This is a genomic window from Kribbella sp. CA-293567 (genome assembly GCF_027627575.1).
Taxonomy (GTDB): Bacteria; Actinomycetota; Actinomycetes; order Propionibacteriales; family Kribbellaceae; genus Kribbella.
In genome coordinates this window covers 6,683,216-6,702,229 of sequence record NZ_CP114065.1, presented here as the reverse complement: position 1 = coordinate 6,702,229, position 19,014 = coordinate 6,683,216, and the positions used below count along the sequence as shown (strand labels likewise).

The 19,014-nt window shown below is 65.9% G+C and carries 19 protein-coding genes; 9 read left to right on the top strand and 10 right to left on the bottom strand.

Annotated elements, in window-relative coordinates:
* The 5 genes from OX958_RS31055 to OX958_RS31035 form a co-directional block, all read right to left on the bottom strand.
* Complete coding sequence (locus OX958_RS31055; RefSeq protein WP_270133679.1) at positions 1-903, bottom strand: pyridoxamine 5'-phosphate oxidase family protein; 903 nt, start codon at positions 901-903, stop codon at positions 1-3.
* Positions 900-1,496 carry a TetR/AcrR family transcriptional regulator gene (locus OX958_RS31050; RefSeq protein ID WP_270133678.1) on the bottom strand — a complete coding sequence of 199 codons (597 nt, stop codon included), beginning with the start codon at positions 1,494-1,496 and terminating at the stop codon, positions 900-902. Before OX958_RS31050 ends, OX958_RS31055 begins: the two co-directional genes overlap by 4 nt.
* Before the next feature lie 345 nt (positions 1,497-1,841).
* The gene (locus OX958_RS31045; RefSeq protein WP_270133677.1) at positions 1,842-2,654 is read right to left on the bottom strand and encodes an SDR family NAD(P)-dependent oxidoreductase; all 813 of its coding nucleotides are present in this window, start codon (positions 2,652-2,654) and stop codon (positions 1,842-1,844) included.
* Between the two features lie 179 nt (positions 2,655-2,833).
* A complete protein-coding gene (locus tag OX958_RS31040; RefSeq protein ID WP_270133675.1) occupies positions 2,834-3,694 on the bottom strand; it encodes a patatin-like phospholipase family protein in 861 nt (286 codons plus the stop codon).
* On the bottom strand, positions 3,691-4,482 hold the full coding sequence (locus OX958_RS31035; RefSeq protein ID WP_270133674.1) for an SDR family NAD(P)-dependent oxidoreductase: 792 nt from the start codon (positions 4,480-4,482) through the stop codon (positions 3,691-3,693). Before OX958_RS31035 ends, OX958_RS31040 begins: the two co-directional genes overlap by 4 nt.
* Positions 4,483-4,583: 101 nt before the next feature.
* On the opposite strand from OX958_RS31035, the gene OX958_RS31030 reads away from it, so the two are divergent.
* Entirely contained in the window at positions 4,584-5,396 is an 813-nt protein-coding gene (locus OX958_RS31030) for a helix-turn-helix transcriptional regulator (protein WP_270133672.1), read from the top strand.
* Here OX958_RS31030 and OX958_RS31025 read toward each other — a convergent pair.
* Positions 5,393-6,016 (bottom strand): TetR/AcrR family transcriptional regulator, encoded by a 624-nt coding sequence (locus OX958_RS31025; protein ID WP_270133670.1) that lies wholly within the window; start codon positions 6,014-6,016, stop codon positions 5,393-5,395. The two genes, OX958_RS31030 and OX958_RS31025, sit on opposite strands and share 4 nt — an antisense overlap.
* A gap of 91 nt (positions 6,017-6,107) precedes the next feature.
* Here OX958_RS31025 and OX958_RS31020 point away from each other — a divergent pair, with 91 nt between their 5' ends.
* Both OX958_RS31020 and OX958_RS31015 read left to right on the top strand, forming a co-directional pair.
* The gene (locus OX958_RS31020; protein ID WP_270133669.1) at positions 6,108-6,671 is read left to right on the top strand and encodes a nuclear transport factor 2 family protein; all 564 of its coding nucleotides are present in this window, start codon (positions 6,108-6,110) and stop codon (positions 6,669-6,671) included.
* A 68-nt stretch (positions 6,672-6,739) separates the two neighbouring features.
* On the top strand, positions 6,740-7,177 hold the full coding sequence (locus OX958_RS31015) for a hypothetical protein (RefSeq protein WP_270133668.1): 438 nt from the start codon (positions 6,740-6,742) through the stop codon (positions 7,175-7,177).
* A gap of 30 nt (positions 7,178-7,207) precedes the next feature.
* On the opposite strand, the gene OX958_RS31010 is transcribed toward OX958_RS31015, so the two are convergent.
* Positions 7,208-7,642 (bottom strand): hypothetical protein, encoded by a 435-nt coding sequence (locus OX958_RS31010; RefSeq protein ID WP_270133666.1) that lies wholly within the window; start codon positions 7,640-7,642, stop codon positions 7,208-7,210.
* A gap of 174 nt (positions 7,643-7,816) precedes the next feature.
* On the opposite strand from OX958_RS31010, the gene OX958_RS31005 reads away from it, so the two are divergent.
* The 3 genes from OX958_RS31005 (at position 7,817) to OX958_RS30995 (ending at position 11,266) form a co-directional block, all read left to right on the top strand.
* Entirely contained in the window at positions 7,817-9,331 is a 1,515-nt protein-coding gene (locus tag OX958_RS31005; protein ID WP_270133665.1) for an alpha/beta hydrolase, read from the top strand.
* A 79-nt stretch (positions 9,332-9,410) separates the two neighbouring features.
* A complete protein-coding gene (locus tag OX958_RS31000; RefSeq protein WP_270133664.1) occupies positions 9,411-10,622 on the top strand; it encodes a sensor histidine kinase in 1,212 nt (403 codons plus the stop codon).
* Positions 10,619-11,266, top strand: coding sequence for a response regulator (locus OX958_RS30995; RefSeq protein WP_270133663.1), 648 nt, complete (start codon positions 10,619-10,621; stop codon positions 11,264-11,266). The genes OX958_RS31000 and OX958_RS30995 overlap by 4 nt, the downstream gene beginning before the upstream one ends.
* 864 nt (positions 11,267-12,130) lie before the next feature.
* On the opposite strand, the gene OX958_RS30990 is transcribed toward OX958_RS30995, so the two are convergent.
* Positions 12,131-13,333, bottom strand: a complete 1,203-nt coding sequence (locus tag OX958_RS30990; protein ID WP_270133662.1) for a helix-turn-helix domain-containing protein — start codon at positions 13,331-13,333, stop codon at positions 12,131-12,133.
* Positions 13,334-13,583: 250 nt separating this feature from the next.
* Here OX958_RS30990 and OX958_RS30985 point away from each other — a divergent pair, with 250 nt between their 5' ends.
* The 3 genes from OX958_RS30985 (at position 13,584) to OX958_RS30970 (ending at position 17,055) form a co-directional block, all read left to right on the top strand.
* On the top strand, positions 13,584-14,858 hold the full coding sequence (locus tag OX958_RS30985) for a hypothetical protein (RefSeq protein WP_270133660.1): 1,275 nt from the start codon (positions 13,584-13,586) through the stop codon (positions 14,856-14,858).
* 756 nt (positions 14,859-15,614) lie between these two features.
* Positions 15,615-16,442 carry a class I SAM-dependent methyltransferase gene (locus tag OX958_RS30975; RefSeq protein ID WP_270133658.1) on the top strand — a complete coding sequence of 276 codons (828 nt, stop codon included), beginning with the start codon at positions 15,615-15,617 and terminating at the stop codon, positions 16,440-16,442.
* Positions 16,443-16,461: 19 nt separating this feature from the next.
* Positions 16,462-17,055 carry a hypothetical protein gene (locus OX958_RS30970; protein ID WP_270133657.1) on the top strand — a complete coding sequence of 198 codons (594 nt, stop codon included), beginning with the start codon at positions 16,462-16,464 and terminating at the stop codon, positions 17,053-17,055.
* A 980-nt stretch (positions 17,056-18,035) separates the two neighbouring features.
* On the opposite strand, the gene OX958_RS30965 is transcribed toward OX958_RS30970, so the two are convergent.
* On the bottom strand, positions 18,036-18,581 hold the full coding sequence (locus tag OX958_RS30965; protein WP_333486453.1) for a MerR family transcriptional regulator: 546 nt from the start codon (positions 18,579-18,581) through the stop codon (positions 18,036-18,038).
* A complete protein-coding gene (locus OX958_RS30960; RefSeq protein ID WP_270133656.1) occupies positions 18,578-18,928 on the bottom strand; it encodes a hypothetical protein in 351 nt (116 codons plus the stop codon). Before OX958_RS30960 ends, OX958_RS30965 begins: the two co-directional genes overlap by 4 nt.
* Positions 18,929-19,014: the final 86 nt, after the last annotated feature.

Genomic DNA, 19,014 nt, shown 5'->3' with positions numbered 1-19,014 from the left:
CTACTTCGATGGCGGGTTGTGTCGTGAGTACTCGTGTAATTGCCATCGCAGCGAGCTTGCGTTGTTGATCTGAACGATCTCGTCGATGTCGAACTCGATGACTCGAAGAGCTCCCGGGTGGACCTTAGCGCTTCCGGGGTTCCAGTCGATGCGGCCTGTTCCGGTGAGCTGCAGTGTGTGACCACTTTCCCAGTCGATGAACAGCAGGCCGATCGCGGGATTGAGATGCATGTTGCCCAAGGTCATGTAGAACTGATTGCCGGCGTAGTCTGGCCAGCGGAGCCGCCGTGTCCCGACCACCGTCACGAACCCGGGCATCCCTCCCCTGCTGGAGGAGTCGGCGCCGTGTTCGGGTGATCGACTGGCAATGAAGAAGGTGTCGGACTGCGTGATCCAGCGGGTCTGATCGTCGGTCAGTTCTGCTGCGCTCTGCGCGGTTCCCCTGGTAGCGGTCTCGTCGACGTGGGATACGGATCGGAGCTGAAGGTACTTCGGGCAGTTGCCCAGCACCTGCTCGGTGCGCACGACGAGTTGGTGGCCGGAACGGGTCGCAACGCCATTGGCGCGAATCCGGCGTTGCGTCTGCGGCTGCAGAGCGAGGATGCCGATGTCTTGGGCAGACTCGAAGGTGCTCTGCAGCGGATCCCCCTGCCCAGGGACCGTGTCGATGACGATGGTTCGCTCGTCTGTAGCGTTGACGAAGCCCGGCCGGCCCGAGAGAACCGTCGACCACATGGCGCCGCGGTCGTCGGAGGCCCCGATGATGAGCATGTGCTGGTCCAGCAGGAACTTGGCGAACGCTCCGGGGATGGTCGCATCGAACATGGGTGAGCCCCAGCCTTCGCGGCCTTCCTTTGCGCGGCACTGTACTGCTCGTTCGCCATCGTGGGACGGGTTTTTCATCGGTCGTCGCCTCGATTCGGAGCGGCACTTGACGGTGTAGCGGTCAGTAGTTGCGGCAGCCAAGCGAGTGTGTTGTCGAACTCAGTGGGATCGTCCAGAACCCGGGCAACGACGAGAGCGCCCTCGATATTTACAAGGGCTGCGTGGGCGCGCCTCTCCGCCTCGTCCTGACTCGCGCCGGACCGCATCGCGGCCGCTGCCATGCCGTGCATCCAGCGACGCGCCACGGCTGTGGCCCGGACCCGAATATCGTCGGGTGCGCCGTCGAGCGTCATGGTGTCGAGGAGACATCCCCTCCGCCCATCGCGGTAGAAGGCACCTATCCGCTGCGCCATCTCGGCAACGCCGTCGGCAGGGTGCTGGGCGGTGGTCAGGGGTTCGAGGATCGCTGTGAACATCCGCTCGGCGTGGTTCAGCACTGCTGCAGCCATCGCCGGCTTTCCCTCGGGGAAGCGGTGGTAGAGGCTGGCGCGCTGCAGTCCGGCGGCTTGGGACAACACGGTCAGGGATGCGCCCGCATACCCATGACAGCGAAAAACTTCCGTCAGGCGATCAAGGAGGTCGTGGTCGTCGATGGCGCTTGCTCGGCCCATGGAAATACTTTACCGAACGATCGGTAAAATTCAACTGGCTGGAGCATGCATGGTCGCTCGCCTTGGGAAACGTCAAATGCGGGACAGCAAAATCAGAGGCCACCGCCATGGTGGCAGCTGATGGACCGCAGCACCCGCGGCGATTGCGGCAGCGCCGAAGCTCTGAAACTCAGCCCCGTGCCTCCCTCCCGCAGCACATGGACGGCTCGCGTCACTGGGGCAGACGAAGCTGACGCAGTTGTCGGAGCCGGCCGGGCGAAATACGTTCATCTCGTCGCCGGGCTGCGCCCGCAGCGCCCTCACGCAACAAATAGCGCTGTGCAGATCGGTGAAAGCTTGTGCCCGCTACTTCGAGCCCGCTCGGCGGGCCGGATCGGTCAGCCGGTGCATCATGGTGACGATGGTTCGCCGGGGAGCCAGCCGCCCCATGCTCGCGACCAGGCGGTTTGATCGGCCGTCGATGACACTCGGGCCAGGGTTGCGGCTCTCGAGGTGGGACAAGGCGGTGGCGACGACGTCGGCGGGGGTGCGCATCTTGGCGCCCGCGGTGGCGTCGTCGGTGCCGACGACGGCGTTGAACTCGGTGCTCGTCGCCCCTGGAGATAAGGCGAAAGCGGTGAGTCCGGTACCGCGCAGCTCGGCCCAAAGCGCCTCGGTGAAGCTGAGGACGAACGCCTTCGTCGCACCGTAGACAGCCATCCGAGGGGTCGGCGTGTAGGCGGCCAAGCTGGCGACGTTAATGAGGAAGCCGCGCGCCGCGATGATGTCCGGCAGGAACGCGGAGCTCAGTTGCACCGGGGCGGTGACGTCCACCGCGATTTCCTGGGATAGGCGGGCCGGGTCTTCGTCGACGAACTGGCCGAAGGTGCCGAATCCGGCGTTGTTGATCAAGCTGGTCGCGGTGAGACCGGCGTCGGCCACGGCCTTCTTCAGCTCCACGCCGACGTGCGGCGAGGTGAGGTCGAGCGCTATCGCTGTCGCGGTGATCTGGTGTTTCCGTTCCAGCTCGGCAGCCAGCGACTGCAGCCGGTCGAGCCGGCGCGCCACCAGGATCAGGTTCGCGCCCCGGGCGGCAAGGGCCTTGTCGAACGAGGCGCCGATTCCGGAACTGGCGCCGGTGATGATGACGGTCTGATTGCGGTAATCCTGTCGTGGCATCAGTTCTCCTAAGTAGTTGTCGAATCACCCGAACGGCCAAGCATCGGGGGTGCGGGTCGTGGCGCGCTGGGATCGCATGGGAGTGATCCACGCGTTCCAGATCCGCCGGTCCGATTGCCTGGCTTCGCTCGAGGGAGGCCTATGGCCGCAGTGCTAGGAATGCGGCCGCTGTTTGGTGGTCACTGTGCAACAGGGCTGAGATGTTCGGCCTGCTGAGTACCGGCGTCGTAGGCGGCCTGAGCGCGGCTGGTGTCCATGACGTTGGCGCCCCATCCGCTGATGTCGAGGAAGAGCGGGCTGGGCTCGATCACGGTGACCTTCGCGCCCTGCGTGCGCAGTTCGTCGATCTCGGCAAGGCGCTGTTGAGCGCCGGGGTCGACGATGCCTGCCGGCAGATTGAGCGCGAAGCAGGACACCACGACGACCTCGTCGTATCCGGCGGCGAGCGGGACATTCAGCGGGCTGAGCATGCCGCCGTCCATATAGCGGGAATCTCCTACTGTGATGGGCGGGAAAAGCAATGGCACGGCGCAACTGGCGGCCAGCGCGCTGGGCAGGTCGTAGCCGTCCGCCGCGTCCCAGACGCGTAGTTGGCCTGTGGTGGCGTCGATGCCGGTGCAACGAAACGCAGCCGGCCAAGCGGTGGTGGCGAAAGACGCGAACACCTCGGTGCCGACGTAGCCGGACTCGTCGACGGTCGCGGCGGCGAGGGCGTATTGCCCGATCTGTGCCATTGCCTCCTCGGCCGTTGCCGTGGCCGCGATGGTGTCGGCCGTGAGGGCTTGCAGAGCTGGGATGTCCGCGGTTGTGCCGGCTGGCGTCGGTAGCGAGCCGGTAACTTGCTGGGCCAGTGCGGCCAGGTCGCCGCCGGTCGCGAGGGTCGCACCGACAACCGATCCTGCTGACGTACCGACGATGAGGTCGGCATCGGTGAAGGTGATTCCGAGTTGCTGAAGTCGGCCGAGCAGTCCGGCCTGCCACGCGATGCCCAGTGGACCTCCGCCGCCCAGAACAAGGGCGCGGGTGATCGGCGTGGTCATGCGAGGCGGGTGGCGGTGATGCCGCCGTCGACGTGGAGGGTGGCGCCGTGGATCATCCGGGCCTCGTCGGAGGCGAGGAACGCGACGGCGTAGGCGATGTCGTCAGGGCTGACCGGACTACCGGCCGGGGTGGTCGCGGCCATCTGTTCGACGATCGCGAGGTCTGCTTCGTTGCCGGGGGTGAGAGTGACGCCGGGGGCTACGGTGTTGACGCGGACTCCGCGTGGACCGAACTCGGCGGCCCAGGCACGGGTCAGCTGGTGGTCGGCTGCTTTGGTGGCGGTGTACATGGCAGCGAACGGGCTGCCCACCAACGCCATCCAGGACCCGATCGTCACGATTACACCGCTGCCACGATCCGCCATCCCGGGCGCGATCTGCGCGACCAGTACATGCGGCGCGCGGACGTTGACCGCGAGCATCGCGTCGAGAGCAGCGTCGGGAAGATCCGGTGTGAGCGTGGCAGGGTAGGTGCCCGCATTGTTGACGAGGATGTCGATCCGCCCTCCTGCCACGGCGATCGCGCGGGTAGCGAATTCGCGGACAGTGCCGGCGTCCCCGGCCAGATCCGCGGCGACGAAGTCGGCCTTGCCGCCGGCGGCCCGAATGGCCGTCACGATGTCGTCGCCCCGGGCGGCGTCGCGGCCGCTGACGATGACGTGGGCGCCGCGGGCCGCGAGCAGGTGAGCTGTCGCGGCGCCGATCCCGCTGGTCGATCCGGTGACGAGTGCCGTCCGTCCAGCGAAAGGGGTGGAGTGGTGGTTGAGTTCAGTGCTCGATGTGGTCATGCACCTATTCAGTCGTCGACCTGAATCTGGCGCCAGTGCCGGTTCAACCTAGGCATGACATGCCTACCTAGGGTCAGCGGGACGCACCTACGATGAGTTTCATGAGCCAAGAACGGTCCGCCCTCGGAGCTTTTCTGCGATCCCGGCGTGATCGCGTAACACCAGCGCAGGCCGGCATAGCCCCCTTCCCCGGACCGCGCCGCGTACCAGGACTTCGCCGAGAAGAGCTCGCCGTCGCCGCCGGGCTCAGCACTGACTACTACAGCCGGGTCGAGCAGGGGCGGCAGCCGAACATCTCCGACTCCGTCCTGGCTGCGCTCGGTCGAGTCTTACGCCTCGACGAGGTCGAGGCCGCACACCTGCGCGATCTGGCGATCTCCCACAGTCACTCGTCCCGCGGGAAATCTGCTCGTCCACAGGTCCCCGATCCAGGGCTGCTTCGCCTCGCTGCCAACCTCGACCACGTTCCCGTACTGCTGCTGGGGCAACGCGCCGAAGTTCTCTTCCACAACGAACTTCTGAGCAAGGTCCTCGGTCGCGATTTCACAACCGGGGTGTCGATCGTGGAGTACCTGTTCGACGATCCCCTGGCCAAGGAACGCTTCGTCGACTGGCCGTTGTTCGCGTCCCGGGCGGTCGCCGGCATGCGCCGCGAAGCCGCACGGCGCCCGCACGACACCCTGCTCATCGAGGGGATCGCGAACCTTCGCCGTACCAATCCCGACATCGAACGCTGGTGGCACGACCACGCGGTGCACGACTACGCACCAACCCAGCAGACCATCGCCCACCCAGGCGGACAACTCCAGTTCGCGCTTCAATCCGTCGCGGCGCACACTGAGCCCGACCAGCACCTCGTGGTGTACACCGTCGAGATCGATTCCCCCACCGCCAGGCTGCTCGCAACCCTTTAGTCTCGCAGCAACGACAGCCGATCGATGAGCGTCGACTGCAACCCGGAAGGCCAAGGAAACAAGGGCGTCGCCACCTGTAGTTGAGCGAGCCCGTGCAGGCCGACCCACAACGCGGTTGCGTCGGCGTGCGGATCTGTCCCGGTGGAGCGCCCTGCCTCGATGCAGTCGGCGGTGGCCCGGCTGATGACCCGGAAGGCGCCGAGGCCGAGTTCCGCGAGATCGCCGGCCATCGCCGGTGCGCGCTGCAGCGACTTGCTCGCATCCCAGACCCCGCCGAACATGATCCGGTAACGGCCAGGTGAGCGCTCGGCGAATGTCAGATAGGCCGCGGAGACCGCTCGCAGCCGGTCGGCGGGATCGCTGCGGTCACCCACATCGTTCAGCGCATGTTCCAGCTCGGCGAAGGCGACTTCGGCGACCGCGAGCAGGATCGCATCGCGGTCGGCGAAGTGCTGATAGATGGCCGGCGCGGAGATCCCCACCTCCCGGGCCACCGCGCGCAGCGTGACGCTGTGCTCCGCGCCTTGCTCGAGCAGCCTGGTCGCGCCGCTGACGATCTCGTCGCGTAGCTGCGCGCCTTCACCTCGCTTGTTGCGGACACGTTCCTTCGAAGTCGCCATGCAGATCACTTTACACCTGTTAACTAGTCATGTAAGTTAACAGGTGTAAAGCCAATGAGGCAGACATCGAACACTGAACCTGGGAGTAGTCATGAAGAAGAACCTGATCACTGCGGTGCTGACGGTCTCGGTTGCTACGGCGGGTGTCGCGACGGTCGCTGCAGTCGGTCCGGCGAACGCTCAGGTGCCGGCCCCGGCATCGTCTGCACCGGCGTCGGCGAGCACGGTGAGTGCGGCGGCGTCGTGGGGTCACCACAACTCCAAGGCCATCGTGTCGCAGTGGGAGACGGCCTGGACCAAGAACCAGCCCGCGAAGATGGCTGCTCTGTTCACCCGTGACTCGACCTACACCGATCTCGCGTTCGGCGCCGAGTGGCACGGCCAGGCCGAGATCGGCAACTGGGTCACCAAAACCCACGCCGTCATCAAGAACACCAAGGTCAAGGTCCACACCTCGTTCCGCAGCGGCAACCAGATCGCCATCGAGTGGACCTTCTCCGGCACCATGCCCGGCGCGACCAAGCCGTTCGCTGTTCCGGCCACCACGATCATCAAGCTCCGCGGCGAAAAGATCGTCACCAACTCCGACTACTACAACCTCGCCGTCCTCCTCAAGCAGTCCGGCCTGCCGGCCAACTGGCCCGAAGCCAGCTGACCGTACGAAATCCCCCGGTCCACCGCCACCCTCTTTCCGCCAGCCAAGCATCAGTCAGGAAGAAGACCATGACATTCCATACCGGCATACCCGTCACCAACCAGCCCTCGGCCCTGGCAGACAGGATCGGACGAGGACTGCTCGCTCTGTGCGCACTCGCGACACTCGTCGCCTTCGCCAACGGAATCGCCATCCTGTTCGACGTCGAGCCCGACCGCGTGATGTCCGAAGCGTGGCGCACCCTCGGCTACCTCGTCTTCGTCGGCCTCTTCACGATGATCATCGTTGCCCCGCGCAACCAACGCGGCCCCTGGGAACTGATCTTCCTCCACAAGATCGCTATCACCGTCTTCGGCGTCGTCGCGGCCACCAGCAACACCCCCGACGCCGCGAAGACCTGGCCCATCGACGCCGGCCTGGTGATAGCCACCGCGATCGCCTACGTACTGTGCCGTGGCTGGCAAGGCTGGCGACCCAGCTCCGCCAGCGCACGCTCGACCAGTTGATCGCTCGGGCGCCAACCCGCCGTTATGCGGTCAGTCTCCCGCCGGAATGCCGGGGGACTGATGCGGCCGCCAGGTCGCCCGATAGAACGGCCATGCTGCGCGCAGATACAACGCGAACGGGACCCACCAGATCAAGTCGTTGGTGACGATGATGGCTACGGTCTGCCACGGCCAGACGCCGGTCACGATGAGCCAGGTGAGGCCGAGCGGGCCGAGGATCTTGCCGGTCAGACCGACGGCGGCGATGAGCCAGCCCTCGGCCGGGCGGCGGGCGGCCTCCAGGTAGAGCAGGCCGTAGAGCCCGAGGACCATGCCGAGGGTGGCGAAGATCTGCGGGGTGTTCGACGGGGGCATTCCGGCCACCCGGAACAGCCACTGCGGGTCGATCACCGCATACAGACCCCACAGGATGTTGTAGGCGCCGGCTGCGGCAAGGACCACGCGATGTTTCCGGTCAACGTTCACGGGCATAGATCATGCGCCATGTCCAAACTAGTCGTTGACATCCCTCTGCCGGGGGACACCGGGAGCCTCTTCAAGGTGACGACCGGGGGCGGCTGTCTTCCTAGAGTTACGGCCATAGGGACTGAACCGAGCCCAATCAGTGCTCGAGACCCGCCTTTACTCTTGGAGAGATCCGTGAAGACAACGATATTCGCCACCGCTTTGGTGACCCTGACCAGCGTTGCCTCGCTCGGGATTGTCGCAACCGGTGCCGGCGCGGCCGGGTCGGCCGCTTCCACCCGGCCGGTGATGAGCGCCTCGGCCACCACAATCGCCACCCTGGCTCCCTGCAAGGATCTGCCTGCTCTGCCGACGGCCCGTTGCGGTGTTCTGAAGTTGCCGCTGGACCGTAGCCGTCCCGAGAAGGGATCGACGGCGGTTGCGTTTGCTCTGGTACCGCGTACGGACCTGTCGAAGCCGGGGCTCGGTACGATCGTCCCCAATCCTGGAGGGCCTGGTGCCTCGGTGATCGATCTGTCCGGGGAGTTGTTCGGGCAGGCTTTCGCGGCGCTGGGCGATCGGCGCGATCTGTTGCTGATCGACCCTCGTGGGGTGGGGCGCTCCGGGCCGATCACCTGCCCGGCCCTGGCCACCGCAGACCGGCTGTTCAGCGGACTTCAGCGGCAGCGTCAGCTGATCGGTGAATGCGGACGGCAGTTGGGCAAGCGGGTCGGTGACTACGGGACGGCGGCCTTTGCCGACGATATCGACGCTGTCCGTGCTCGCCTGGGTGTGGACCAACTCGACTTGGTGGGAGTGTCCTACAGCACCTACCTGATGCCGGTGTATGCCCACCGCCACCCGAAACACGTGCGGACCGTCACGCTGGCCGGAGCCTATGCGGTGAACATCGACGCGGTCGGAAAGAACGACGTCGCAGCCTTCCGGCGCGCTGTGAAGCTGGTCTGCGAGCGGACCCAGAAGTGTTCCGGCGACAAGGTGCTGGCCGATCTTGGAGTTCTGGCGGCGCGGTTGCGCAAGCACCCGGACCGCGTGGACGTCACCTATGAGGGCGTGACGCACCGGGTCGTGCTGGATGAGTGGCGGATGACGTCGACAGCGGCCAGTGTCTACCAGTCCCAGCCGGACACCGAGACTCAGTTGGCGCTGGCGTCCGCGGCCGCCGCGGGCCGACACGGCAACCTCGAACCCTTCCGGGCCCTGGTCCGCGAGGGCCTCACCGCGACGGCCGGCAACCTCAGCCTCGGTTCTGCGCTGTACTCCGACACCCTTGCCTGGGCCGCGACCTGCCACGACTATCCGCGTGCGTTCGACTACGACGACCGGCAGCGCACTCGCCTGCGTGACTACGAGCGGGCGCAGTCGCACTGGAAGACTGCTGACTTCTTCCCGTTCAACCCGAAGGCCTGGGTCACTCGCGCTGACTACGACACCGGCGCCTGCCTTGCCTGGCCGAACGACCCGACTGCGACCTCGCCGCTGCCGAAGGGTGCCCGACTGCCCGACGTTCCGGTGCTGGTTCTGTCCGGTGACCTGGACGCCAACACCTCCAGCGCGTCCGGGCGTCAGGCCGCGGCACAGTTCCCGCACGCGACGTTCAAGGAGATCAAGAACGCCGGCCACACCCCGGCCTCCACTCCGGAAGGAGTCGGGGAGATCCTGGCCTTCATCGCGGCAGGGCGAGCCTGACCTGCTCCACCTTCGGTGTAGTGCACGATCTGCCTGGGCGCTTGGCGGCCGGACCAGCACAGACAAAGAAAGCAGGGCCATGAGGATCGGTGCCCGACTCGACGAGAACATCTCCCTGCGTCGGCAGTCGATGCTCATCGCCCTGCTGTGCGCGGTAGTAGATCTCACCATCTTCTACCTGATCGACGTCACCAGCCATCCGTTGACGGCAGCGATCTGGTTGGCGGGTACAGCGATCCTGCTGGTCGACCTTGCCCTGGCCTTGCCGGCGGCAACGGCCGGCTGGGTCGCCTTGGCGCATGGCACGGTTCGTTGCGGCATCGCGGTATTGCTGATCTCCGCAGGTCTGGGCAGCGAGAGCGTAGGCAATGCGGCCGGGCTGGTCCTGGCCGGATACCGGGCCGGAGCCTGGCTACGGGGGTGGCGCTCCGGCGGCGCTCTGGCCGCGTTGATGATCGGCATGACCGCGAACCAGTGGGTGCAGGGCTTCGACGGGGCACAAACCGCCGCTTCGATCGGCAGTGCCGTGCTGACCACCGTCGCCAACACGTTCCTGCCCTGGCTGATGGGCCGCTACACCACAGCCCGTAGCGGCTACATCGACGAGGTCGAGCGCCAGGCCGAAGCCGAACGGCAAGCAGCCCGCACGGCCCTCACCGAAGTCGTCGCCGAAGAGCGAGGCGCCATCGCCCGCGATCTGCACGACACCATCTCGCACCACGTCAGCGCCGTCGGCGTCCACGCGGCCGCCGCCCGGCTCGGACTGTCAGCCGGATCGGAACCAGAGCAGCTGCGATCAGCGCTGAGCCAAGTCGAAACCTCCAGCCTGGCGGCGATGTCAGACCTGCGCCGAATGCTGGACCTGCTGCACGACCATCATCGCGACAGCGTGCAACAACCCGGGTTGCGCAACCTCGACGAACTACTCGACAGCAGCCTGCGCGCCGGTCTCGTCGTCGACCTGCAGCCCGGCGGAGTGCACGCAGCCCGGCTACCGGACTCGATCGACGTCGCGGCGTACCGGGTGGTCCAGGAGATTCTCACCAACGCGCTGCGGCACGGCAGCGGTGGCAGCCTGGACCTGCGGATCGAGTACGACGACGCCAACCTGATCATCACCGGCCGCAATCCTGTACCAGCCGTACCAAGACCGTCGCCGGGTACCGGACGGGGACTGGACGGCCTGCGCCAACGGGCTGACCTCTTCTCCGGAACCGTCGTGTCCGGGCCGACGCCGAACGAGCAGACCTGGAGTACCCGCGTGACCTTCCCCCTGGAAAGCAACCGATGACCGTACGCGTGGTGCTCGCCGACGACCACGAGTTCTTCCGCTCCGGCTTCAAAGCGGCCCTGCAGACTCAACCCGACCTGGACTGCGTCGCCGACGTAGGAGACGGGCGCGCCGCAGTCGACGAGGTCATGCGCCTCACACCGGACGTGGCTGTGCTGGACGTGCGAATGCCCATCCTTGACGGTCTGGGTGCGGCCGAAACTATTCTTCGGGCCGGTTCACCAACTCGGATCTTGCTGCTGACCACGTACGACGACGAGTCGTACCTGTATCGGGCATTGCAGGCCGGCGCCAGCGGGTTCCTGCTCAAGAGCATGCCGACAGAGGAACTGCTGGGCGCCATCCGGATCGCCGCCCGCGGCGACGCCCTCATCGATCCCTCAGTCACCCGGCGGCTGATCGCCCGGATCGCCGCCGAGCTCGCACCTGTCCCGGAGCCACCGGAAGTAGACCGGTTGACCGCGCGCGAACGCGAGATCCTGCTGGAACTCGGCCGCGGCCGCTCCAACGCCGAAATCGCGGCGGCGCTGTATGTCGGAGACCAGACCGTCAAGACCCACGTCTCCCGGGTCTTGGCCAAACTCGGCCTACGCGATCGGGTCCAAGCCGTGGTCTACGTCCATGAACACAACCTCCTGCCCTGACCGCCTACCCGGGGACTCGACTCACAGGTGGTTTGCCGGGCAGACCCAGCCGTGGGGTGAGACGTTGCCGCCCATCGCCACCGGTCCGGGCCAGCTCGCTGGCCACGATGGCGGGTAGTAGCTCGTGTCTCGGATGAGCTCGGCGAAATGGCCGGTCAGGAGCGATCCGTCACCGCAGGTCAAGCACGCCACGGCGTAGACGAAGTGCGGCTGGCACTGTCGGCAGTGCCGTGTCATCACGAATAAGGCCGAGCCGGTGTCGGTGGTCGACCACCAGTCGGTTCTGGGAGTTCTTCACGCAGCGCGGCCTCGATGTTGCTATGGCTACAACGCCACAGGCTGAACAGCGACGCCGACGCCTGCTGCCCTGTTCACGTGAGGCGCCAGGAGGTATCAGGGCCGTGGCGACCGCCACGATGGGCACGGCGGTGAGGCCCGGCGAGCTGTCGCCGGCTGAATCCAACATCCGCCACGATCTGCCGGATCGACTGGCCATCGGCCCTGAGCCGCTGGGCAGTGACGATCTGGCCGCGTCAGAGACTCCCCCGCCTAGCCGGCGTGAACGCGCGGCGCCGGGTTCTTCTTCCTCATGACCTCCCGCGCGACCCGGTGCACCGTCGCCCGTGACACGTCGAATGTCGCGGCGAGCTCCTCAACCGGTGTCCCAGTGCAAACTCACCAGCCAGGCCCTCAGCGAAGTCCGGTGTGAGTATGCGGGGCCGGTGCGCGGTCTTGCCAGACTCGCGTGCCGACGCGAACGGTGCCGCTGATGTCTCTAGCTAGGCTTTGTTGGCGCTGCGGCCGAGCAGTCCAGATCACGTCGAGGCGATCGGCAGTTGACCTCGGGTGGGTGTGTTGCCGTACTCAAGTCGCGAGGCCCATTCTCCTGGCAAGCTGCCGCACAGGTGGCGCTGAGCGTCGACCTCGGTGAAGTAGGTCCAAGACGAGTTGGCGAGCCATGGGGCGGTTGTGGACATGGGCCGGGGCGAGCCGTTCCGCGGTGAGGAGCGCCTCAAGGGCGGCGTCGTCCCGGTGGGCCATGGCCAAACTGCGGGCGCGGCAGGTCCAGTAGTGGGTGCGGCGTTCGGTGGAGCCGATGGCGTCGATCGGGACCTGGTCGGAAAGACCTAGGGCGTCGGCTGGCCGGCCGAGTTCGACCGCGGTCTCGAGGGCGTGGAGGGCGACGTTCGGGGCGTTGAACTGGGTTTGCCAGGTGTTGCCGGAGGCAGGGGCTACTCGTGCTGCCTCGGCTAGGTGCGTCTGTACGTCGGCTTCTGCCCAGAGGCGTGAACTCGTGACGGCGGCGCGGAGGTGCATCGCGCCCCACAGCGCAGTGAGTTCGGCGTCTTTCCCGACGTGTTCGTCGAGTCGGTCGATGCCTTCTAGCGCTGCAGAGCGGGCGGAGCGGAGAGCGTCGCCGCCAGAATGGAGCCAGACGCCGCACAGGTCCCAAGTAGCCGCCGCTAGGGGAGCGGGGTCGCCTAGTGACTCGGCGGTGCGGACTTCGAGTTCTACTGCGGTCCAGGCGAGGTCGTGGTGGCCGGTGAGGTCGGAGGTGACGCGGGTGATGTGGCAAACCCTGACGAACAGGGCCGCAAGTTGGTCGTGTTCGAGCCCGTCGCTTGCGCGCAGGGCGGCGGACACGTCGTCGACCAAAGCGGGCATGATGCCGCCGAGGGCAGCGAAGTTGGCGGCCTGGCGCAGGTCTTCGGCGGCAGCGACCTCGGTGCGGAGTTCAGCGAGCGACCGCGGAGCGCGCGCGGAGTCGCGGTAGGTGGGCATGAGAGCCCGTTGAAGTGCGAGCCGGAGTGCCGGGATGCCGTTGTGACCAGAGTCGAGGTCAGGGGTGCCGTGCCGATAGGGCTGGCCGGTAAGTTCGGGCATCTCGACGCCCAGTACGCCGGCGACGCGGTCGAGAACGCTGAAGCGGTCCAGCGGGATCGCCCCACGCTCGGCTTGGCTGACCCAGCTGACGGAGTATCCGAGCGCGTCGGCCAGTTGGCGCTGCGTCCAGCCCTTGCGCTTTCGCGCGCGGGCGACCCGCTGTCCGGCGGTTGTGCTCGTCATCGTGTCTGCCTCTCCAGCTATCGGCTAGCGCATCACAGGAGAAGTCTCTCACTGACTGTGTACGGAGGGCACGGAGTCGCAAGAACTCTGCGAGTGCGCGTGCTGCCGCAGGACGAGAATGGTTACTCAAAGCAAGCGAAAAGCGAGTCGTTAGGAGGCGCAGCGGATCATGCCTGCAATAGGGCCTCGGCATCCGTTGGCAGCGATACGCGCGCGGGCGGGACTGTCTGCGCTGGCCTACCTTCGACGAGTGGATGAGAAGCACCGGCTACTCGGCTACGGGCCGATGGCCCTCCGGCGGGAGAAGGTGACTCGCTGGGAGTCGGGCACCGTAGTTCCTGACGCGGCAGCTCAGCATGCGATGGGTGAGCTGCACGGCGTACCGCACAGCGTCGTGAAGCAGATGGGCTGGCCTGGATGGCTGCTGCAAGCCTTCCCAGACGACCACGCCGTCATCCACAGCCCATGGACACCTGCGGGTACGGTGGCTTCAACCGCCGCTTCCGCGCAGGGAGGATCGATGGACCGTCGTGGATTCTTGATCGCGACCGGTGCGACGCTGTCGTCGCTAGGCGTCGAGTGGGCAGCTGCGCTCGCCGATCCGCTGTCAGCAGAGGCGATCTTCGGTAGGCGTCAGGTGACCGCAGCGATGATCATGCGGCTCGAACAGAGACTCGACGATCTTCGGCACCTCGACGACGTACTTGGTGGAGGTGAAGTACGGCCGCTCGCGGTCGCAGAATTCAACCTCCTCAGTCAGCTGGCCGCAGACACGATCTATGACGACGCGACGGGACGTCGCTTGTTTGCGACGCTGGCGGAGGCCGCTCGAATCTGCGGCTGGCTGCACTTCGATGCCGGCCGCCACGCGGCTGCTCAGTCGTATTACATCTCTGCATTGCGCGCATCAGCGACCGCTGGAGATCGTTCGAGCGGAGCCAACGTGCTTGCCTTCATGGCGATCCAGACGTACTCCGTGGGCAACCCACAAGACGCGGTGAACCTGGTCCGAACTGCTCAGGAGGAAGCGCGCGCGGCAACACCTCTTGTTCGGTCAATGCTGCACATGCGCGCCGGACGGGCATTGTCGAAGACCGGTGATCGAGCCGGCTCCGCCAGGGAGTTGGATGCTGCTCGGCAGGCGTACTCAAAAGGTTCCCACGACGACGATCCGCAGTGGGCGTACTGGATGTCGGCGGCAGAGATCGAGATGATCGCGGCTTCGTCTGCGCTCGATTTGGATGATCCGCGGCAGGCGTTGGCGAGCTTCGCCGCTGCGCGAGACAGTTCGTATGCCGCTGACGGATATGCGCGCGACAATGCGCTCTTCCTCGCCAGGTCTGCCGACGCCCATCTGAGACTCGGTGATGTCGATGCTGCCTGTGTGGTTGCGTCGCAAGCACTCGACCAGAGCGACGTCGTCGACTCAGCTCGGCCATCGGCGGCGTTGAGCGACTTTCGGCTGAGCCTGGCCCCATACCGGGCGACTCGGTCCGCGCAGGAATTTCTCAACCGCACCGGATAGTCCGACCAGACCTCATGTAAAGCCGCGCATCCCATCTCGGGTGCGCGGCTTCTCTGCTTCGGCTCGATGCTCATAGCAACAAGACATCAACGGTTGGCTTCCCTTGTTTTCGGTCGATACCGGCGAGAAGGCAACACGGAAGCAACGACAGCTGTTGGACGCAACATCGAGGCAACTTCTCGTGTCTGGCAAGCAGGTTGCACGGTCCGCTTTGGTAGTCGAGCAGGGTCACTCGACCGACCATGAGGAGGACCTAGTGACAAGCTATTGGCTCGCAGTTTCAGCTCCCTCTGTCGTCCAGCACGGACTGATCTTCGCCCTAGCGTTCATGTACCGCGGGATCGTGCGCGACATCAACCAGGAACTTCAGGGGTTGTGATGTCGACCCTGATGTCACCTGAACCACGTGACCACGTAGGTGTCTGGTTCGGCGATCACAAGATCGCCGGCTACAGCGCCACGCCGGCACTGGCCGCGCGGTACGCCGGAGCCATGCGGCGTCGCTTTCCAAGCCTGCGGGTCACTCGAGAGCCGATCTTGGCTCAGCAGGATCTCTCCCCGACCACGGAAGACCTCAACTAGACCAGCGGGATCGCCATCGGCGGGACGTGGGGAGTTCCAGTTTCACCTGCCGTGTCTATCCCGCCCACTAGACCGGTGGGCGAGCGGGCCCGAAAGCAGTGGCGCGCTCGCCCGCCGTTCCAGCGCAAACTCGCAGGTTCCGGACCGGGACCGCGTAATCGAAAGGATCAGTACGTGCCGGATTCGGACGCCGGGCTGAAGATGCCCGAGATTCACGATCACTACACCGATCGCCATACGGAAGCTGATCGGCTGGTGACCACGCTCAAGGGGCGCCTGGAGCTGCAGCGACTCCAAGACTTGCTGCTTGAGCACCTGCCCACGGCGCCGGCGCAGATCGCTGACGTTGGTGGTGGCCCGGGAACTCATGCTGCTTGGCTCGGCAAGCTCGGTCACGACGTCGTACTCCTCGACCCCGTCGAGAGACACATCGATCAGGCCAGAGCAGCCGGCATCAACGCAGTAGTCGGAGATGCGCGGCAGTTGCCTTGGGACAACGAGAGCAAGGACGTCGTGCTGATGGCCGGTCCGATGTACCACCTCACTGAGCCGTCGGAACGCCGCGTCGCTGTCCGGGAGGCCGCTAGGGTCCTGCGGCCTGACGGCCTTCTCGCGGTCATCGCGATCAACCGAAACGCGAACCTCATCGGCTCAACACTGGCCAACACTCTGCAGGAGCGGCGGGAGGTCGTTGAAGACATCCTGAACGACGGCTTCAGCTTCGAGAACGAGCGGATGGCCCAGACGACCTATCACACGGTCGCGCAACTGCGGAGCGAGATCGCACCCTTCGTGGACCGCGTAAGGATGTATGGACTGACCGGTCCAGGTGGCTGGCTGACCGTGGTCATCGACGCACACTTCAACGGAGTGTCGCTACCGGACTCCATGGAAGATCCAGACCCGCTGGAGACCGCACTGGCCTGCTCCCGACTGGCGGACCAACAACCGGCGCTCGTTCACGCAAGTTCATTGCTTCTGGCAATCGGTAAGCGTGCCTGACCTCCGTTCAAGGTGGGAGATGCGCCGTAGCGATCAACTACGGCGCCTCGCGGTCCGCTATGTCGAAAACGGCTGGCCGGTCGCACGGCTGGCCGTCCCTTTCAGCGGCGCGTGCCCGTGCGGTCTCAGCTGCGCCGAACCTCATCTCGTGCAGAGGAATCTGGAGATGATCACAACATCGCGTGAGGCCGCTGATGCTTTCGCAGAAGGCCGCTGGGCGATCGCCTTGGCGACCCACGGCTTCGACGTACTAGAGATCCCGGCGCCGTTCGGGGCACCACTCCACCATCAACTGAAAGACTCGTGTCCCACAGCCCTTGCTCCCGCGACCCGCACCTGGCAGTTCTACCTGGCACCCGGGTCGGTGGCCGCAGCTCTTGCCGAGGCCTCCGGCGGACGACTAAAAGCCGGCCCCGGCGATTGGATACCTGCACCAGGCACAACCTCGGAAGGCACGGGAACGATCCGATGGCTCGTCCATCCATATCTGACCAACTGGCGCCCATATCGTCGGCACGATGCCATCGACCGGGTGTTCAGTACGGTCGACTGGTCGGCCAGCGAGGCGCCGTCCACGCTGCCGCCAACGATCGTTGACGGGCTTCTCGACTAGTTGCGGGGAGTTGAGCGGATGCCAGTCAGCAGTTCGACCCGTTCCTGCTCCGCGCGATCAACCAGCCCGAGGACGTCCTCGGCCGCAGGCAGTGGCGCTCTCGGAAACCGCGAAGCTTGCTCCCAGCGCGTGCGAGTGGCACGGTCGAAGAGGCCGTTCTGAGCAGCGGGACGACGCGATGGCGGGACCAGCACCGGTACGCCGGGCTCAAGGTGCACCACTCCGGTGGGTAGTGCGACCTGTGAGATAGCAGGTCGCGTCGCCACCAGCCAATCGCCGTCGGCAAGCTTCATCTGCGGTGGCCACGGCCCAGGACGCCGCTGCTCGAACAGTCGCATTCCTTCGGCTCCGCTTAGGCGAGGCAACCGCCAGAAGGAGATTCGCTCGCCCGACGTAGCGAGTAGGTTGGGAGGCGAAGCCACATCCCAGATCGCAGTGATGGTGTCTGCGTCAACCGTCCAATCGCCGCCAGTACAGACGTGCTCACCAGGCAACTTGCAGACTCGATCGCCGCAGCTGCACGCCCATCGCCCGAAGGCATCGTCTTTGACCGGCGCGCGTACTAATGCGGCGGCTGGCCTCACCGCGATTCCTGCGTTGGCGTACGCCAACGCGGTCACAAGCAACTTGTTTCGAGTTCGGAACATCAACTAATCCTCCTTGGGCCCATCATGGCGTACTGATCGCTTCGGCGGACACGTCGCTCATGGCCGATCTGACGAGTAGAGCGCCGAGCGGTGCTCCTCTACACATGGGCATCAGCGTGATGAGGTTCCCGCTCGGTCGGCGTATGACATCTCCGCAGGTCGCTCGGAGAGACGGTTTGGCTGCCGGGTGCCTGGAACGCGGCCGGCAGGATAATCGGTCAGTGCGGTGTGGCGACTCCGATTGGTGGGACGTGACCGGCTCTGTCTTGGGCTGTAGGCCCTAGAGCGACGGGAGGACTCCTCCAGCGGCCGCAGGCCGGCTCCATCATGTCCTCACCTGCTCGGTGCTGCCCAGGCCGGACCGAAGCGCCTGATCGTGTGGCTCGATGCCGACGGCTCGCCACGGCGCTGCTCCGATCCGTCGACCACCTGCAGGAGCGTGCCGGTGGGTTGGGTGGTGGCCAGGTCGGCGAACGGCAGCGGGCAGCCGGGGCTGTGAGCGCAGTCGATCAAGTCGTTGCACCCGGCATCGAGCGCTGTCCGAAGCGACGCAGCGATCACGGTCAGATCAGCGATCTTGGCCTCGACGTCGACCAGCTTGTCCCGTGCCCGCGCCTGCAAGCCTTCGTCAGGGTTCTGCCTGTGGCGATGCTGGCCAGCCTCGAGCAGGTCAGAGATCTCCTCCAAGGTGAACCCCAGCCGTTGCGCGGCCTTGATCACCCGCAGCACCGTCACCGCCTCCTGCGGGTAGAGGCGGTGCCCGCCCGGGCTCCGGTCGGGTTCGGCCAGCAAGCCGCGGCGCTCGTAGTAGCGCAGCGTCTGCAGGGTCACTCCCGCGGCGTCGGCGACCTGGCCGCTGCGCAGCCCGCTGTCGGTCACGCTGCAAGCCGCGCGGTCGCGGCCGCGCGAGTCGCCAGCGCGTCCAGTACCGCGACGTGCGCCGTCGGCACCGACACCTCCACCAGCAGCTCCCCGTCGGCGGCCGGGGCGTAGTCGAACGCGAAGAACGAGCAGCAGGTCGTCTCGCGGGCGGCCAGGTCCCGTGCGGTCGCCTCGGTCGCGGCGTCCAGCCGCAGCTGCAACCGGGTCGGTGCCAGCCGGTCCAGACCGAGGAGACCAGTAGCGAACAGGTGGTCGAACTCCGCGTTCCGCAGCGGCTGCTCAGCGGTTGGCAGCGTGCAGGCCTGCGGCACCCAGTCATCAATAGCGAGAGGTTTTGTGGTCATGTCTCGACGGTAAACCCGTACCTAGGTACCGGATGCAACCTCTGATTCGCTGCACTAGCTGGATGCTCGACCTCAGCGGAGACGCC

Bases quoted from the DNA above. Each gene is read 5' to 3' on its own strand.
- OX958_RS31025 (WP_270133670.1), bottom strand. From the start codon at position 6,016: ATGGCGACTTCGAAGGAACGTGTCCGCAACAAGCGAGGTGAAGGCGCG.
- OX958_RS31000 (WP_270133664.1), top strand. From the start codon at position 9,411: ATGAGGATCGGTGCCCGACTCGACGAGAACATCTCCCTGCGTCGGCAG.
- OX958_RS30995 (WP_270133663.1), top strand. From the start codon at position 10,619: ATGACCGTACGCGTGGTGCTCGCCGACGACCACGAGTTCTTCCGCTCC.
- OX958_RS31035 (WP_270133674.1), bottom strand. From the start codon at position 4,482: ATGACCACATCGAGCACTGAACTCAACCACCACTCCACCCCTTTCGCT.
- OX958_RS31045 (WP_270133677.1), bottom strand. From the start codon at position 2,654: ATGCCACGACAGGATTACCGCAATCAGACCGTCATCATCACCGGCGCC.
- OX958_RS31055 (WP_270133679.1), bottom strand. From the start codon at position 903: ATGAAAAACCCGTCCCACGATGGCGAACGAGCAGTACAGTGCCGCGCA.
- OX958_RS30990 (WP_270133662.1), bottom strand. From the start codon at position 13,333: ATGACGAGCACAACCGCCGGACAGCGGGTCGCCCGCGCGCGAAAGCGC.
- OX958_RS30960 (WP_270133656.1), bottom strand. From the start codon at position 18,928: ATGACCACAAAACCTCTCGCTATTGATGACTGGGTGCCGCAGGCCTGC.
- OX958_RS31040 (WP_270133675.1), bottom strand. From the start codon at position 3,694: ATGACCACGCCGATCACCCGCGCCCTTGTTCTGGGCGGCGGAGGTCCA.
- OX958_RS31015 (WP_270133668.1), top strand. From the start codon at position 6,740: ATGACATTCCATACCGGCATACCCGTCACCAACCAGCCCTCGGCCCTG.
- OX958_RS30970 (WP_270133657.1), top strand. From the start codon at position 16,462: ATGCGCCGTAGCGATCAACTACGGCGCCTCGCGGTCCGCTATGTCGAA.
- OX958_RS31020 (WP_270133669.1), top strand. From the start codon at position 6,108: ATGAAGAAGAACCTGATCACTGCGGTGCTGACGGTCTCGGTTGCTACG.
- OX958_RS31030 (WP_270133672.1), top strand. From the start codon at position 4,584: ATGAGCCAAGAACGGTCCGCCCTCGGAGCTTTTCTGCGATCCCGGCGT.
- OX958_RS31050 (WP_270133678.1), bottom strand. From the start codon at position 1,496: ATGGGCCGAGCAAGCGCCATCGACGACCACGACCTCCTTGATCGCCTG.